Raw genomic sequence first — 14,285 nt, forward strand, 5'->3', positions numbered from 1 at the left:
CGCTCGTCTTTTTGGTGCCGAACATGGATACGATCGTAGCGCCGACCGCCGCAGAAGCGGTCTGGATCGTCAGGCTGCAAGGCCATCCTCAGTACGACTTCGTGCGCCTGAAACGGGTCTTCAACGACCCGGGTTCCCGCCATCAGGTCGTACTCGTCGATGTCAGGAAACTGCTCGAATGCGCCAATCGCGACGACACCGACTACGTGCTCAAGGCCGTCACCGACTGGCACGCGGGCAAGGTGCGCGGGATCCGCGAGTTTCTCGACCCGGACAATCCGCGTGTGCCGGAGATGCCTTACGTGACCATCAGCGTGCGCCGCTCGTCGGGTTTTCTAGGCTTGCTGGGCGTGCATCGTGAGGGTGTGATCGCGTTTCGCAACGGGCAGCATCGCGCGCGCTATCTGGCTCATGCGGGCGCGCTTTGCATGCCGGTGGAAGTGCACGAGCGCGAAGCGGCCATGCTGCTTGCCATGTGCGCCGCGCCCGGCGAAGCGAGCGCGGAATACGGCGATATGTGATTGCGCCGGTCAGGCGGCGGGGGCATCGACCAGATTACGCGGCGTGCCGTTCGCCCATGCGATGAGGTTGCCGAGCGTGGTCGATGCAATCTCGATCAACGCCTCGCGCGTAAAAAACGCCTGATGCGCGGTAATGATGACGTTCGGAAACGTGAGAAGACGCGCGAGCACGTCGTCCTGAAGCAAGTGGTCCGAATGGTCTTCGAAGAAAAGACCGCCTTCTTCCTCGTAGACATCCAGTCCGAGATGCCCTAACTGGCCGCTCTTCAGCGCGCCGATCAACGCATTGCTTTCCACGAGCCCGCCGCGTCCGGTATTGATGAGCATGGCGCCGCGCTTCATGCTTGCGAGCGCGCGTTCGTCGATCATGTGATAGGTCGCGGGCAGGAGCGGACAGTGCAGCGAGACGACATCGGAGTTCGCGAGCAGTTCGTCCAGAGCGACATAGCGCGCGCCGCGTTCGAGCAGGTCCGTGGCGGGCGGTCCTGGATCGTAGGCGAGCACCTGCATGCCGAAGCCCGCCATGATCTTGCCGAACGTGCGCCCGATGATACCCGTGCCGACCACGCCGACGGTCTTGCCATACAGATCGAAGCCGAGCAGGCCGTTGAGCGAGAAATCGCCTTCGCGCGTGCGCGCCACCGCGCGATGCAGCCGGCGATTGAGCGTGAGGATCATGCCGGCCGCGTGTTCCGCCACCGCATGCGGCGAGTACGCGGGAACGCGCGTGACGGCGATGCCAAGGCGCTTGGCCGCATGCAGATCGACATGATTGAAGCCCGCCGAGCGCAATGCGACCAGACGCGTGCCGCCTGCGTGGAGCTTTTCGAGTACGGCGGCGTCGACGAGATCGTTGACGAACGGGCAGACGGCCGTGAAACCTTGCGCAAGGATGGCCGTCTGCGCGTCGAGATGAGTTTCGCGAAAATCGAGCTCGACGCCGAACGATTCGTTAGCCTGACAAAACGTATCGGCGTCGTACTGACGGCTGCTAAAGAGAATGAGGCGATGGGAATGGGCGCTCGACATGTTTCGTCACAGGCAAGAATCGACGCGTACCGGCCTGTGAGATAAGCCGCACGCCTTTGGGGTTAGTGGTGGGTCGCCGAGGTGACGGCAGGCGTCACGCCTGCGCCCGGTGCGGGCTTAAAGGCGGGGGGCGTCGGCCGGTAGATTTCATCTGGCTTGGACGATGCCGAGGTCACTTCCTGAGTGAGCCTTTCAAGCGCGTAGTCGATGAAAAAGCGCGTCTTGGCAGGCAGATATTGACGTCCCGGATACACGATCGACACTTTCATCTCCGGGTCGTCGATGGTGTACTCGGGCAAGAGCCGCACGAGCGTGCCGTCTGCGATATCCCGGTTGACGATGCCTTCGGGCAGGATCGAAAAGCCCATGTCACGCATCGTCGCAAGGCGCACCATCAGCGCACTGTTGACCGAGTAGACGGGAGCGAGGGCAACTTGGTCCGCTGCTCCATGGCGGTGCCGGAAATGCCAGGAAGAGCTTCGTATCTCGCTGGGTAGCCCAACGGACGGCATGGACTGTAGATCGGTTGGCGTGGCGGGCGTGCCGTGTTCAGCGAGATACGCGGGCGTGGCAACGGGCACGAGCGCGTTATTGCCGACGGGACGTTCCACGAGCGCGGTGCTCGACACCATGAACGCGGTGACGATTCCCACGTCATAGCCGTCTTCGACGAGATCGACGTGACGTTCGGCGAGCGTCAGGCGCACATTGACTTTCGGATAAAGCTTTCTGAATCCGTCGATTAACGGAGTAAGGGTTAGGAGTGAAAGCGCGCTCGATGCCACCACGCGCAAAGTGCCGCTAGGTTCGCCTTCGGTATGGGTAACTGCCGACTCAAGATGATCCAATTCTTCCAGCAGAGCCCGACAGCCTTCGAGATAGCGTGTGCCGGCTTCCGTGAGAGAAAGATTTCGCGTGGTCCGGTTAATCAAACGCGTTCGCAAATGCGCTTCGAGCATGGCAATTGCCCGCGTCACCAAGGCATTTGAGACGTCTAGTTGCTGGGCGGCTCGTCTGAAGCTTTCGGTATCGGCTACCCGAACGAAAACTCGCATTGCATGGATCTGATTCATTGTGCAGCCCTCAGGTTGTACAGCGATGGAGTGAGTTAGGCGCATCCAAAGATACGGCCGTTCACTTTTGTTGACCCTCGTTTTGTTCTTTAAACGGATAATATTGACAGGACGAAAGAAATGCAATATTTAATTTTTTAAGGTAAATAGAGTAATTGCGCACGTGACGGGTTTTATTTCGGTTTTTCGTAGATGCACGGACTTGATGGTTGATTTTTATACGAATCTACTCCTGAAGGTGCGATATCGCACGGAACCGCGCTTATGCCTGCCGGCAAAGCCATAACGAAGTCGTATGAAGTATTGTGTGGATACTAAAAAGCAGCATTTTAATTAACCGTGAGATTAGTAGCGGGTTTATGTTAGGAAACGTATCTCCGCTTTGCTGAATTGGATAAAATCCAATCGGGATTTTCCCGGCTTGAGAGCTAATAAATAAGCCCGAGGTTTTGTCGACAATCAACCGGATCTACACCAACCATGCTGTGGACTCTGTTAAAGGCGCAACCGGAAATAGCTCTCTTCGCGAGTCTCGCGATCGGTTTTTTTATTGGGTCTTTCAAACTCGGGCCGATTCAGCTGGGCGGCGTTTGCGGCACGCTCATCGTCGCATTGATTCTCGGGCAAAGCGGCGCGCGAATTTCCCCCGATCTGAAAAATATCGCTTTCGCGCTTTTTATCTTTGCGCTCGGATTCACGGGCGGCCCGCAGTTTTTCGCGAATGTCGGACGCGGCTGGCGCTACGGCATCCTCTCACTCGTGGAAGTCGTGGTGGTGGTGGCGCTCGTGCTCCTGAGCGTGCGCCTGCTCAGGCTCGATCCAGGCACGGCGGCGGGACTTCTGGCCGGCGGCGCCACCGAATCGGCCGTGATCGGCACGGCGTCCGAGGCCATCGGGCGGCTTGGGCTTCCGGCCGCGGAAATCGCGCGCTTGCAGGCGAATATCGTGACCGCGTACAGCGTGAGCTACCTGTTCGGGCTCGTCACGATCGTGCTCTTTTCGAGCCAGTTCGCGCCGCTCATCCTGCGCGTTAATCTGCGCGATGAAGCCGAGCGCGTGTGGCGCAAGCTCGGTGGCGACGGCGCGCTGTCCGAAGGGCAGACGCTTGCCGCGCCGCCTCTCGCCGGACGCGAACTGAAAGTGACGGCGGGCGCGGGCCAGTCCATCGGCGATCTTGAAAAGCGCTTCGGCAACAACATCAGCGTGCAGCGCGTGTTGCGCGACCGCTCGGTCATCAAGGCGCAGCCGTCGGTCATCCTGAAGGCGAACGACCGCGTGATGGTCGGCGGCCGCCGCGAGGCGATCGTCGAGGCACTGCCCGCTATCGGCGAGGAAGTGTTCGGCGGCGGCGTCTCGGATGTCTACGTCGAGAAAGTCGATGTCATGCTCACAGCGCGCGCGCTGCACGGCCTCACGCTTGCCCAGGCGCGCGCCCGCGCCGCGCCGGGCGAAGGGCGCGGCGTCTTCGTCGCGGCCGTGACGCGACTGGACAGCACCATTCCCGCGTTGCCCGGCACGCAACTGCATCGCGGCGATGTGCTTACGCTCGTCGGCAACAAGGAAGATGTCGCGCGCGGCGCGTCGAAGCTCGGCTACATCATCCGCGCGACCCAAAAAACCGACTTCGTGTATCTCGGGCTCGGCGTGATCGCGGGCATCGCGATCGGGCGGTTTTCGGCGCGTGTCGGCGGCATCGACATCACGCTCGGCACGGGCGGCGGTTGTCTTCTCTCAGGTCTTCTGTTCGGCTGGATTCGTTCGCGCTATCCGGTGATCGGCTCGTTGCCATCCGCTGCCGCGCAGATTCTCAAGGACTTCGGACTGTGCACCTTCATCGCGGCGGTGGGCTTGTCGGCGGGCGCGGACGCGCTGCGGCTGATTCGCGAATTCGGTATCGCGCTGCCGCTTGCGGGCATCGTCATCACGCTGGGGCCCGCGCTCGCGTCGCTTTTTATCGGCAGGATGCTGCTCAAGCTCGAAGTGCCGATGCTGCTCGGCGCGATCGCCGGCCAGCAGTGCAGCACGCCCGCCATCAGCGCGCTCGTCGGCGTGACGGGCAACGCGACGCCCGTGATCGGCTACACCATCACCTATGCGATCTCGAACGTGCTGCTGCCGCTGCTCGGGCCGCTCGTCGTCGGGCTGGCAAGCAAGCTCGGCTGAAGGGGACATCGACATGGAATGGATGCACCTCGTCTTTCAGAAGTCGCCCGAAACGGCGCTCTTTCTTTCGCTCGCGGCGGGTTATCTCATCGGCCAGATCAACTTCGGCAAGTTCCAGCTGGGCGGCGTGGGCGGCTCGCTGCTCGCGGCGGTGGCGATCAGCCAGATCGGCGTGCAAATCGACAATGGCGTGAAGGCGGTGATGTTCGCCGTGTTCATCTATGCGGTCGGCTACGACTCCGGGCCGCAGTTCTTCAACTCGCTCAATCGCAAGACGCTGCGCGAAATCGCGATGGCCGTGTTTCTGGCTGTCTCCGCGCTCGTCACGGTGATCGTCTGCGCGAAGGTCTTCGGATTGAACAAGGGACTCGCGGCCGGACTCGCGGGCGGGGCGCTGACGCAATCGGCGATCATCGGCACGGCGGGCGACGCGATCGCGCGGCTCGGCTTGCCGGCCGCCGAAGCGAAGGCGCTCCAGTCCGATGTCGCCATTGCCTATGCCGTGACTTACGTCTTCGGCTCGCTCGGCGCGATCATCGTCTGCGTGAACATCCTGCCGAAGTTCATGGGACAGAGCCTGAAGGAAGCATCCGTCGACGCCGAGCGGCAGCTTGCGGGCGGCGGCGCATCCGGGCCCGCGGCGGGCCAGGTTTCCGCGTTGCCCGCGCTCGTCGGGCGGGCGTTTCGCGTGACGGCGGCAAGCGGCGCGGCGGGCCGCACGGTGGCCGACCTCGAAATGGCCGAAGCGGACATGATCACCATCGAGCGCATCCGGCGCGGCGGCAAGGCGCTCGAAGCGCGTCCCGACGTCATGCTCTCGGCAGGCGATATCGTGCTCGTCGTCGGACGGCGCGAAGTAATGGTGAGCGCGGCGGCGCAACTCGGCGAGGAAGTCGCGGACACCGACGGCATCAGCGTCGTCATGCAGAAGCGTCAGGGCGTGTTCACCAAGCGCGGCATGAACCACACGACGATCGCCGCGCTGCGCGCGACCGTGGATCGCGACATGCGGCACGGCGTCTATATCCAGGAGATTTCGCGCGCCGGTTCGCCTATGCCCGTGTTGCCGGAGACGCGCCTCGAACATGGCGATGTGATCACCGTCTACGGTGCGCCGCAAGACACGAAGCGCGCCGTCGATGCCGCCGGTTACGAGCTTCCCTTCACCGACAAGACCGACTTCATCTACATGGGCGTGGGTATCGTGCTGGGACTGCTGATCGGGCTGATCGTGGTGCGCGTGGGCGGCATACCGATCACGCTCGGCTCGGGCGGCGGCTGTCTGCTCACGGGCCTTCTGTTCGGCTGGATGCGCGGCAAGCATCCGATGTATGGCGTCATGCCGCCCGCCGCATCGCAATTGCTGAAGGACTTCGGGCTGGCCGCGTTCGTCGCGGTGGTCGGCCTGAACTCGGGTTTGCAGGCGGTCGTGACGGTGAAGCAAAGCGGCGTGACCATCTTTCTGCTCGGCGTATTCGTCACGCTGTTTCCGCTTCTTCTCACGATGCTGTTCGGCCGATATGTCCTGCGCTACGACAACGCGGCGGTTTTCGCGGGCGCGCTGTCGGGGTCGCGCAGTGCGAATCCGGCGTTCGGCGGCGTGCTCGACAAGGCGGAAAGCCCGGTGCCGACGGCTGCGTTCGCCGTCACCTACGCGCTTGCGAACGTGCTTCTGACCTTGCTCGGGCCGCTCGTCGTCGGACTGGTCTAGCGAATACCTGGAGTGCTCCTTGCGACATAATCGGCCTTCAGCACAAGGAGGCTTTCCATGGCGTACACACTGCCAACCGTCACGTTGCCGAACGGCGAAACCATTCCAAAGCTCGGCCAGGGAACCTGGGAGATGGGCGAACGCCCGAACACCCGCCAGACCGAGATCGCCGCATTGCGCGAGGGCGTGGAACTCGGCATGACGCTCATCGATACCGCCGAAATGTACGGCGATGGCGAAAGCGAAAAGCTGATCGCCGAAGCGCTCGGCGACCGGCGCGAGGACTTGTTCATCGTCAGCAAGGTGTATCCGCATAACGGCAATGAACGCGGCGTGCAGAGCGCGTGCGAGCGCAGCCTGAAGCGACTGGCGACGGACCGCATCGATCTTTACTTGCTGCACTGGCGCGGCGGCGAGGATCTGGAAGGCGTGATCGCGGGCTTCGAAAAACTCAGGCGCGATGGCAAGATTCGCCACTGGGGCGTGAGCAACTTCGACACCGACGACATGGAAGAACTTTTTTCGCTCGATCACGGCGATGCCTGCGCAACCGATCAGATTCTCTATAACGTCGCGCGTCGTGGACCCGAGTTCGACCTGCTGCCGTGGTTGCGCGAGCGCCGCATTCCAGCGATGGCGTATAGCCCCGTCGATCACGCGCGTCTACCGAGGGGCGGGGCGCTGGAGAAGATCGCGGCGGCGCGCGGCGTATCGGCGTTTCAGGTCGCGCTCGCGTGGGTGCTGCAACAGCCGCAAGTCTTCGCGATTCCTAAAGCCGCGGATATTGCGCATATCCGCGAGAATCGCGCGGCGCTCGACCTTGCGTTGTCGGCGAATGAACTGGCGGACATCGATCAGCAGTTCAAGCCGCCAAAAGCGAAGCGCGGGTTGGAGATGCTTTGAGCGGGCTCAAGTGCAAAGCACGTGCAAGTCACGTGCAAGCGTGATGCAAATGCACCGACCCCAGCACCGCCACTTCAGCCGGCGTGCGCTTGAGATCGGCTTCGTTCACCTGTTTCGCATCGGTGAGGAAGTCATCGACGATCGATGACACCGACGTATCCGTCAGGCACAGCGACACGCGCTTGGTGTCGCCATCCTGCAGCGACGCGCGTTGCGACAGGAACAGCACGCCGTACTGATAACCCCGCACGATGCCGCGCACGGCGCCCACGCACTGACCTTGCGCGGTGTTGTCGCCCTTCTGGGCGCATTGCTGCGCGAGCGAATAAGCAGTGAAGCTCTGGTCGATGGCGGCAGGCGCCGCCGTCTGCGCGTGAGCGGCAGCGGAACCGAAGGCACAAGCTGCGGCGAGAGCGAGCGAGAGAGTGGGTTTCATCGATTGAATCCTCGTTGTTTTGAGAGTGAACCGATGAGAGGCGCAAACACGCACTTTGGTTCCGGGCGCGCGGCGCTTAAGTCACCTTTTCGGGACTTTGCAGCGCGCGCAGCTCCTCGACCGGAATATGACAGTGAATGGCATGACCGTGCCCCGCATCGCGGCAAGGCGGAACCTCGCGTTCGCAGATGTCGCCGACCTTGCGCGGACAGCGCGTGTGGAACACGCATCCCGAAGGCGGATTCGCCGCGCTAGGCAACTCGCCCGACAAGCGAATGCGCTCGTTTTGCACGGGCGCGCTTTCGAGCGCGGGCACCGAGGAGAGCAATGCTTCGGTGTACGGATGCTGCGGCCCCGTGAAGACATCCGCCGCGCGGCCGATCTCCATGATGCGCCCGAGATACAGCACCGCAATCCGATCCGACAAATAGCGCACGACGTGCAGATCGTGCGAGATGAATACGTAGCTCACGCGCCGTTCGCGCTGCAAGTCCGCCAGCAGATTGAGGATGGCGGCCTGCACGGAGACATCGAGCGCGGAAGTCGGCTCGTCGCAGACGACGACGCGCGGATCGCCCGCAAAAGCACGCGCGATCGCCACGCGTTGCTTCAATCCGCCCGACAATTGGCGCGTGCGCGAGCCGAGATAGCGCTCCGGCAGACGCACGGCTTCGGTCAGCGATTGCAGGCGCTTTTCCTTCGCTTCGCCACGCAGCGACGCGAGTTTCGACAGCGAACGCGCAATCAGCCGGCGCACCGAATGCGCGCGATTGAGCGCCGAATCCGGGTTCTGAAACACGATCTGCAGCGACTTCACCTGCTCGTCGCTGCGCCGCGTGACGCGTTCGGGCAGATGCTGGCCGTCGAGTTCGAGCGTCGCGCCCTTGTCCGGCGAGACGAGGCCCAGCAGCAGCTTGGCGAGCGTGGTCTTGCCGCTGCCCGATTCGCCGACGAGTCCGAGTGTTTCGCCTTGCACGAGGTCGAGCGAGACATCGTGAACGGCGCGCACTTCTTCATCGCCGACATGGAAGGTTTTGGACAGGTTGCGTGCGGTGAGCGCGAGCGTCGGTTGCGCTCGATGATCGAGTGGAGGCGCGGCGGGCGTTTCGTCGGTCGAACGCGGCAGCATTTCCGCGCGTTCGTGATAGTGACAGCGCGCCATCTGATCGCCGTGCGCCGCACTCATCCGATACGGCGGCGGCGCTTCCTTGAGACACCGTTCGTCGGCGAGCTTGCAGCGCGCGGCGAAGATGCACCCTTGCGTCACCGATCCCGGCAGCGGCAACGAACCGGGAATGGTGTCGAGCCGGCCATTTTCCTTGCTGCGGCCACTCGTCGGCAGACAGCGCAACAGGCCCACGGTGTATGGATGGCGCGGCTTTGCGAAGACATCGGCGGTTGCGCCTTCCTCGACGAGCTTGCCCGCATACAGCACGCCGACGCGCTCGCACATGCGCCCGATCACCGCGAGATTGTGGCTGATGAACAGCACGGCGGTGCCGAGTTCCTCACGCAATTGCGCAATGAGATCGAGCACTTCGGCTTCGACGGTGGCATCGAGACCGGTGGTGGGTTCATCGAGAATCAGCAGTTCGGGATTGCAGGCAAGCGCCATGGCGATCACCACGCGCTGCTGCATGCCGCCCGACAGTTGATGCGGGTAGCTTTCCATCACCCGTTCGGGCGATGCAATACGCACACGCCGCAGCATCTCCACCGTGCGCTCGAGCGCGTCGCTTTCAGAAGCGCCCGAAGCCTCGAAGGCTTCGGACACTTGCCGCGCGACGGTCAGCGACGGATTCAACGCGCGCCCCGGGTCCTGATAGACCATGGAGACGGCATCGGCGCGCATTTCGCGCAGGGCGTCGGCGGACAGCGCGGAGACATCGCGCCCGGCTATCGAGATGCGGCCTGACTTTACGCGGCCGTTCTTCGGCAAGTAGCGCAGCACCGCGAGCGCCGCCGTCGACTTGCCGCAGCCGGATTCGCCGACGAGTCCGTACGCTTCGCCACGCCGCACGCGCAAGGAGACGTCCTGCAGCACTTCGCGCTCGCGTCCGCGCGAACGGTAGGCCACCGTCAGTCCGACGATGGTGAGCGCGTCCGTCGCTTCGCCCTTGGCGGCGCCGAACGTGGGAAATGCCGATGGCGGCGGTCCGTTCATCGGTCGAGCACTCCTTGCACGGCATCCGCGACGAGGTTGACAGCGACGACGAGCGAGGCAATGGCGGCGGCATCGAACACGACCGTCCACCACGCGCCGCCCGCCATCAGCGTATAGCTTTCGGACAACGCGAGTCCCCAGTCGGCGGACGGCGGCTGAATGCCGAATCCCAGGAACGAGAGCGTCGCGACCGCGAAGATCGCGTAGCCGAGCCGCACGGTGGCTTCGACGATGATCGGCGGCAGCACGTTCGGAAGAATCTCCGCGAACATGATGTAAAGCGCATTCTCGCCGCGCAACTGCGCCGCCATCACGTAGTCGAGATGGCGTTCGCCCAGCACGGCGGCGCGTACCGTGCGCGCGGTGATCGGCGCGAAGGTCAGGCCGATCACGATAATCACCGTCGTATTGCTCGCGCCCACGGCGGCCAGCGCCAGCAGCGCGACGATGACGAGCGGCAGCGCGAGAAGAGCGTCGATAGCGCGGCCGACGACGGCATCGACCCAGCCGTCGAAGTAGCCGACCACGAGGCCGATGGCCGTGCCCGCCGCCGTGCCGATGAGTGTCGCGAGCGGCGCGATGGTGAGAATGTCGCGCGACCCGACGATCACGCGCGCGAACACGTCGCGGCCGAGCTGATCGGTGCCGAACCAGTGATCGCCGGAAGGCGGCGCGAGCGAGTTCAAGGGATCGGAAGCGTAGGGATCGATCGGCACGGCATGCTGACCGAACAAGGCGCACAGCACCCAGAAGAGCAGGATCGACACGCCGACGACGAAGGTCGCCGAGCGCGACAACGCGAAAAGCGCCTCGAAGCGCTTCGGTTTGACGGGGGCGAGGGCTTGCGTGCTCATCGCCCGTCTCCCGACGAATCCGCCGTGCGCAGGCGCGGATTCAGCACGACGTAAAGCGCATCCGCGATCAAATTCGCCGCCGTGTAGATCACGCCGATGCTGAGTACGCCTGCTTCGAGCATCGGGAAGTCCTTGGCCTTCGCCGCGTTGTAGATCAGCGAGCCGATGCCCTGATAGTGGAAGAGCGTCTCCACGACGACCAGCCCGCCGATCATGTAGCCGAGCTGCGTCGCGGCAACCGTCACGGTTGGCAGAAGCGCATTGCGCAGCACGTGCCGCCAGATCACGATACGGCGCGGCAAGCCCTTGAGGATTGCGGTGCGCGTGTAGTCGGCATCGAGCGCTTCGACGGTGCCCGCGCGCGCCATCCGCGCGATATAGCCGAAGAACACGAAGACGAGTGGCAGCACCGGCAAAATCAGATGCTGCAATTGCGTGAGAATGCCGGCATCGGCGCTGGCGCTTGCTTCTATCGGCAGCCATTGCAGCCACACGCCGAAGATGAGGATCAGCACGATCGACGAAACGAATTCCGGCACGACCGTCAGCGTGAGTCCGCCAATGCTGATGATCCGGTCGATCCAGCGCCCCGCGTGCAGCGCCGCATACACGCCGCCTGCAATGCCGAGCGGCACCACGACGATGAACGCCAGCGCGCCGAGCTTCGCCGAATTCCACAGCGCCTCGCCGATAAACGGTGCAACCGGCGCGCGAAACGCATACGACTCGCCCATGTCGCCGCGCAGGAAATGCGTGATCCACGCCGAATATTGCGTGAGAAGCGGCCGGTCCACGCCGAGCTGATGATTCAGCGCGGCGACAGCGCGCGCATCCGCGAGCGGGCCGAGAATGGCGCGGCCGACATCGCCCGGCAGCAACTGGCCGCCGGCGAAGACGATCATCGACAAGAGCCAGAGCGTGACGAGCGCAAGCAGCACGCGCACGCCGACGAAGCGCAACACGCGGCGTGCTTTCGCGCCGCCGTTGCGCGCCGGCCCGATGCGGGTCGAGGGCGTGATCGTGCTCATCCTCGCGAACCTCCTTTAAGCCGCCGACACCGTCGCCCGGTCGAACCACATCTGCGAAATCGCATTGAAACGCACGCCCGAAACACTGGCGCGCGTGACGATCAGCTGGTCGTAGAAGTACGGGATGATCACGGGCGTTTCATCGAGCAACAGACGCTGAATGTCGCCCGACACTTTCTTCTGCGATGCCACGTCGAGCGAGGCCACGAATTGCGCGACGAGTTTGTCGTAAGCCGGATTCTTGAAGTGCGCCGCGTTCCAGGTGCCGTCGCTCGTGAGCGGCGCGTTGAGGAAGACGTTCGGCACGCCGCGATGCCCGTAGTCCGTGATGCCGAGCGGCGAATCCAGCCAGTCCGACTTGCCGAACGTGCCCGAGCCGTAATACAGATCCTGACTTTCGACCTTCAGCGTGATGCGGATGCCCACAGCCTTGGCCGCGTTCTGCACGACGACCGCGAGGTCAGGAATTTCCATGTACTTTTCGGTCGTGAGCGTGATGTCGAAGCCGTTCGCCACGCCGGCCTCGCCGAGCAGTTGCTTGGCCCTCGCAACATCGAGATGGCGCTGCGGCACGGAAAGATCGCTCGACGGAAACACGGGCGCAAACGGGCTGTCGTTGCCGACGGTCGCGCGGCCCTTGAACAACCCTTTCACGATGACTTCGCGATTGATCGCCAGCGCCAGCGCCTGGCGCACGCGCTTGTCCTTGAACGGGCCGGTATCGCAGCGCATGTGAATCTGCCGATGCGAGCTCGACTTCGCGCCCAGTACCTTAAACTGCGAATTGCTCAGGATCGAGACGCCGCCTTGCACGGTGAAGTCGCCCATGACATCGGCCTGGCGGCCTTGCATGGCAAGAAGCTGCGCCTGATGGTCCGCATAGAACGAGAAGTTCACGCGGTCCGGCAGCGCTTTTGCGCCCCAGTAGTCGGGATTGCGCACGAACGACGCGCCAACTTTCGGCGTGTACTTTTCGAGCTTGAACGCGCCCGTGCCCATGAAGGTCTTCTCGTACGAACCCGTGAAATTCGCCGGGAGAATGACGGCGTTGTAGTTGTCGGACGAAACGTAGTAGGGGAAATTGCCGTTGGGCGCGTCCAGATGAAACTCGACGGTGTGATCGTCGATGACCTTCGCGGAATCCTTCGACAGCACGCCTTTCAGAACCGAGAGCGCGGCCGAACCGGCGTTCGGATCGGCCAGGCGGTTGAAGGTCGCGGCCACGTCCTTGGCGGTCATGGTCTGGCCGTCGTGGAACTTCACGTTCTGGCGCAGTTTGAAAGTCCAGACATCGCCCTTCGCATTCGACGACCACGACAGCGCGAGCGCGGGATTGAGCGCGAGCTTTTCGCTGTCGTCGTCGATCAGGAATTCGCCAGTCTGATTGATGAGCGCGAGACCCGACGCATCGGTGACGGTGAGCGGATCGACGGCGCCCGCGGGCGTCAGATGCGCCACGCGAATGGTGCCGCCCGGCTTGGCCGCAGCCTGAGCGCGAGCGTTCGTCGCGCCGAGTCCAAGCAAGCCGCCAGCCGAAAGCGCGATACCCAGCACGCTCGCATGATGCAATAACTCGCGGCGCGTAAGCCGGCCTGCCTTGAATTCGTCGATCGCATGATTACCCAGGTCGCCCGCATGAGTGCGCGCTGCGTCGAGGTGATGTGCGTCGGTCGAGGATTTCTTCATCGGTGGTCGTTCCGTATGCGGGTTGTCGTTATGCGTTCGGCCACGCGAAAAGCGTTGCCGCGTCGTTTCGAGGAAGCAAGGAACGGGCCGCATGCCAAGGCGTGCGGCCGGTATGTCAATGATCGTGCGGATGCTTGTGGATCGGGTCGACCCAGAAGACTTCCTCGGGCGCTTCCACGGCATCGATATTCAGGTTCACGACGACGGCTTCGTTGTCGCTGCGCACGAGCACGCATTCGAGCGGATCGTCGGTGCTCGCGTTGATTTCCTGATGCGGCACGTAAGGCGGCACGAAGATGAAGTCGCCCGGACCGGCGTCGGCGGTGAATTCGAGGTGTTCGCCCCAGCGCATGCGCGCCTGTCCGCGCACGACGTAGATCACGCTTTCGAGCGCGCCATGATGATGCGCGCCGGTCTTCGCATTCGGATGGATCGTGACCGTGCCCGCCCAGATTTTCTGCGCACCGACGCGCGCCGCATTGATCGCGGCCGCGCGGTTCATGCCCGGCGTCTGCGCGGTGTTGGTGTCGAGCTGGTCGCCCTTGATGACCTTGACGCCGTGCTCGCGCCAATCAGTGTGATGTGCGTCGCTCATAGTGGTCGTGATGGTCGTGGTGATCGCGTCGGGTCTGTCGTTTTGGTCTGCGGATAAAAAAAGTCCGTTGCCGCCACCAACAACGCGCGAGCAACGGACTTCCGATATTACACGTCTTAAGC

General features: G+C 63.2%; 12 protein-coding genes. 4 read left to right on the forward strand and 8 right to left on the reverse strand.

Features of this window, described 5'->3' with window-relative positions; all coding sequences use genetic code 11:
* Positions 1-23 precede the first annotated feature (23 nt).
* A complete protein-coding gene (locus P9250_RS21415; protein ID WP_244827195.1) occupies positions 24-521 on the forward strand; it encodes a plasmid fertility inhibition factor family protein in 498 nt (165 codons plus the stop codon).
* Positions 522-530: 9 nt separating this feature from the next.
* Here P9250_RS21415 and P9250_RS21420 read toward each other — a convergent pair whose 3' ends face one another.
* Complete coding sequence (locus tag P9250_RS21420) at positions 531-1,550, reverse strand: 2-hydroxyacid dehydrogenase (protein ID WP_310395051.1); 1,020 nt, start codon at positions 1,548-1,550, stop codon at positions 531-533.
* Positions 1,551-1,612: 62 nt separating this feature from the next.
* Positions 1,613-2,623 (reverse strand): LysR family transcriptional regulator, encoded by a 1,011-nt coding sequence (locus P9250_RS21425; RefSeq protein WP_250491978.1) that lies wholly within the window; start codon positions 2,621-2,623, stop codon positions 1,613-1,615.
* Positions 2,624-3,103: 480 nt separating this feature from the next.
* On the opposite strand from P9250_RS21425, the gene aspT (P9250_RS21430) reads away from it, so the two are divergent.
* Genes aspT (P9250_RS21430) through P9250_RS21440 form a run of 3 tightly spaced genes read left to right on the forward strand, consistent with a single transcriptional unit; the run spans position 3,104 to position 7,400 of the window.
* The gene (aspT, locus tag P9250_RS21430; protein ID WP_310395058.1) at positions 3,104-4,786 is read left to right on the forward strand and encodes an aspartate-alanine antiporter; all 1,683 of its coding nucleotides are present in this window, start codon (positions 3,104-3,106) and stop codon (positions 4,784-4,786) included.
* 13 nt (positions 4,787-4,799) lie between these two features.
* A complete protein-coding gene (aspT, locus tag P9250_RS21435) occupies positions 4,800-6,497 on the forward strand; it encodes an aspartate-alanine antiporter (protein ID WP_310395061.1) in 1,698 nt (565 codons plus the stop codon).
* A gap of 57 nt (positions 6,498-6,554) precedes the next feature.
* Positions 6,555-7,400, forward strand: coding sequence for an aldo/keto reductase (locus tag P9250_RS21440; protein WP_310395064.1), 846 nt, complete (start codon positions 6,555-6,557; stop codon positions 7,398-7,400).
* Between the two features lie 28 nt (positions 7,401-7,428).
* Here the strand turns inward: P9250_RS21440 and P9250_RS21445 are convergent, their stop codons facing one another.
* From P9250_RS21445 to P9250_RS21470, 6 genes are all read right to left on the reverse strand, one after another.
* Entirely contained in the window at positions 7,429-7,836 is a 408-nt protein-coding gene (locus tag P9250_RS21445) for a hypothetical protein (protein ID WP_250491885.1), read from the reverse strand.
* Positions 7,837-7,912: 76 nt separating this feature from the next.
* Entirely contained in the window at positions 7,913-10,000 is a 2,088-nt protein-coding gene (locus P9250_RS21450; RefSeq protein WP_309961385.1) for an ABC transporter ATP-binding protein, read from the reverse strand.
* Positions 9,997-10,854 carry an ABC transporter permease gene (locus tag P9250_RS21455; RefSeq protein ID WP_250463432.1) on the reverse strand — a complete coding sequence of 286 codons (858 nt, stop codon included), beginning with the start codon at positions 10,852-10,854 and terminating at the stop codon, positions 9,997-9,999. The genes P9250_RS21450 and P9250_RS21455 overlap by 4 nt, the downstream gene beginning before the upstream one ends.
* Complete coding sequence (locus P9250_RS21460) at positions 10,851-11,882, reverse strand: ABC transporter permease (RefSeq protein WP_244827203.1); 1,032 nt, start codon at positions 11,880-11,882, stop codon at positions 10,851-10,853. The genes P9250_RS21455 and P9250_RS21460 overlap by 4 nt, the downstream gene beginning before the upstream one ends.
* A gap of 15 nt (positions 11,883-11,897) precedes the next feature.
* The gene (locus tag P9250_RS21465; protein WP_310395068.1) at positions 11,898-13,568 is read right to left on the reverse strand and encodes an ABC transporter substrate-binding protein; all 1,671 of its coding nucleotides are present in this window, start codon (positions 13,566-13,568) and stop codon (positions 11,898-11,900) included.
* Positions 13,569-13,683: 115 nt separating this feature from the next.
* Positions 13,684-14,163, reverse strand: coding sequence for a cupin domain-containing protein (locus P9250_RS21470; protein WP_310395070.1), 480 nt, complete (start codon positions 14,161-14,163; stop codon positions 13,684-13,686).
* Positions 14,164-14,285: the final 122 nt, after the last annotated feature.

Origin of the sequence: Caballeronia sp. LP006, from assembly GCF_031450995.1 — a bacterium.
In the GTDB taxonomy this organism is placed as follows: domain Bacteria; phylum Pseudomonadota; class Gammaproteobacteria; order Burkholderiales; family Burkholderiaceae; genus Caballeronia.

Bases quoted from the DNA above. Each gene is read 5' to 3' on its own strand.
- P9250_RS21415 (WP_244827195.1), top strand. From the start codon at position 24: ATGGATACGATCGTAGCGCCGACCGCCGCAGAAGCGGTCTGGATCGTC.
- P9250_RS21420 (WP_310395051.1), bottom strand. From the start codon at position 1,550: ATGTCGAGCGCCCATTCCCATCGCCTCATTCTCTTTAGCAGCCGTCAG.
- P9250_RS21425 (WP_250491978.1), bottom strand. From the start codon at position 2,623: ATGAATCAGATCCATGCAATGCGAGTTTTCGTTCGGGTAGCCGATACC.
- aspT (WP_310395058.1), top strand. From the start codon at position 3,104: ATGCTGTGGACTCTGTTAAAGGCGCAACCGGAAATAGCTCTCTTCGCG.
- aspT (WP_310395061.1), top strand. From the start codon at position 4,800: ATGGAATGGATGCACCTCGTCTTTCAGAAGTCGCCCGAAACGGCGCTC.
- P9250_RS21440 (WP_310395064.1), top strand. From the start codon at position 6,555: ATGGCGTACACACTGCCAACCGTCACGTTGCCGAACGGCGAAACCATT.
- P9250_RS21445 (WP_250491885.1), bottom strand. From the start codon at position 7,836: ATGAAACCCACTCTCTCGCTCGCTCTCGCCGCAGCTTGTGCCTTCGGT.
- P9250_RS21450 (WP_309961385.1), bottom strand. From the start codon at position 10,000: ATGAACGGACCGCCGCCATCGGCATTTCCCACGTTCGGCGCCGCCAAG.
- P9250_RS21455 (WP_250463432.1), bottom strand. From the start codon at position 10,854: ATGAGCACGCAAGCCCTCGCCCCCGTCAAACCGAAGCGCTTCGAGGCG.
- P9250_RS21460 (WP_244827203.1), bottom strand. From the start codon at position 11,882: ATGAGCACGATCACGCCCTCGACCCGCATCGGGCCGGCGCGCAACGGC.
- P9250_RS21465 (WP_310395068.1), bottom strand. From the start codon at position 13,568: ATGAAGAAATCCTCGACCGACGCACATCACCTCGACGCAGCGCGCACT.
- P9250_RS21470 (WP_310395070.1), bottom strand. From the start codon at position 14,163: ATGAGCGACGCACATCACACTGATTGGCGCGAGCACGGCGTCAAGGTC.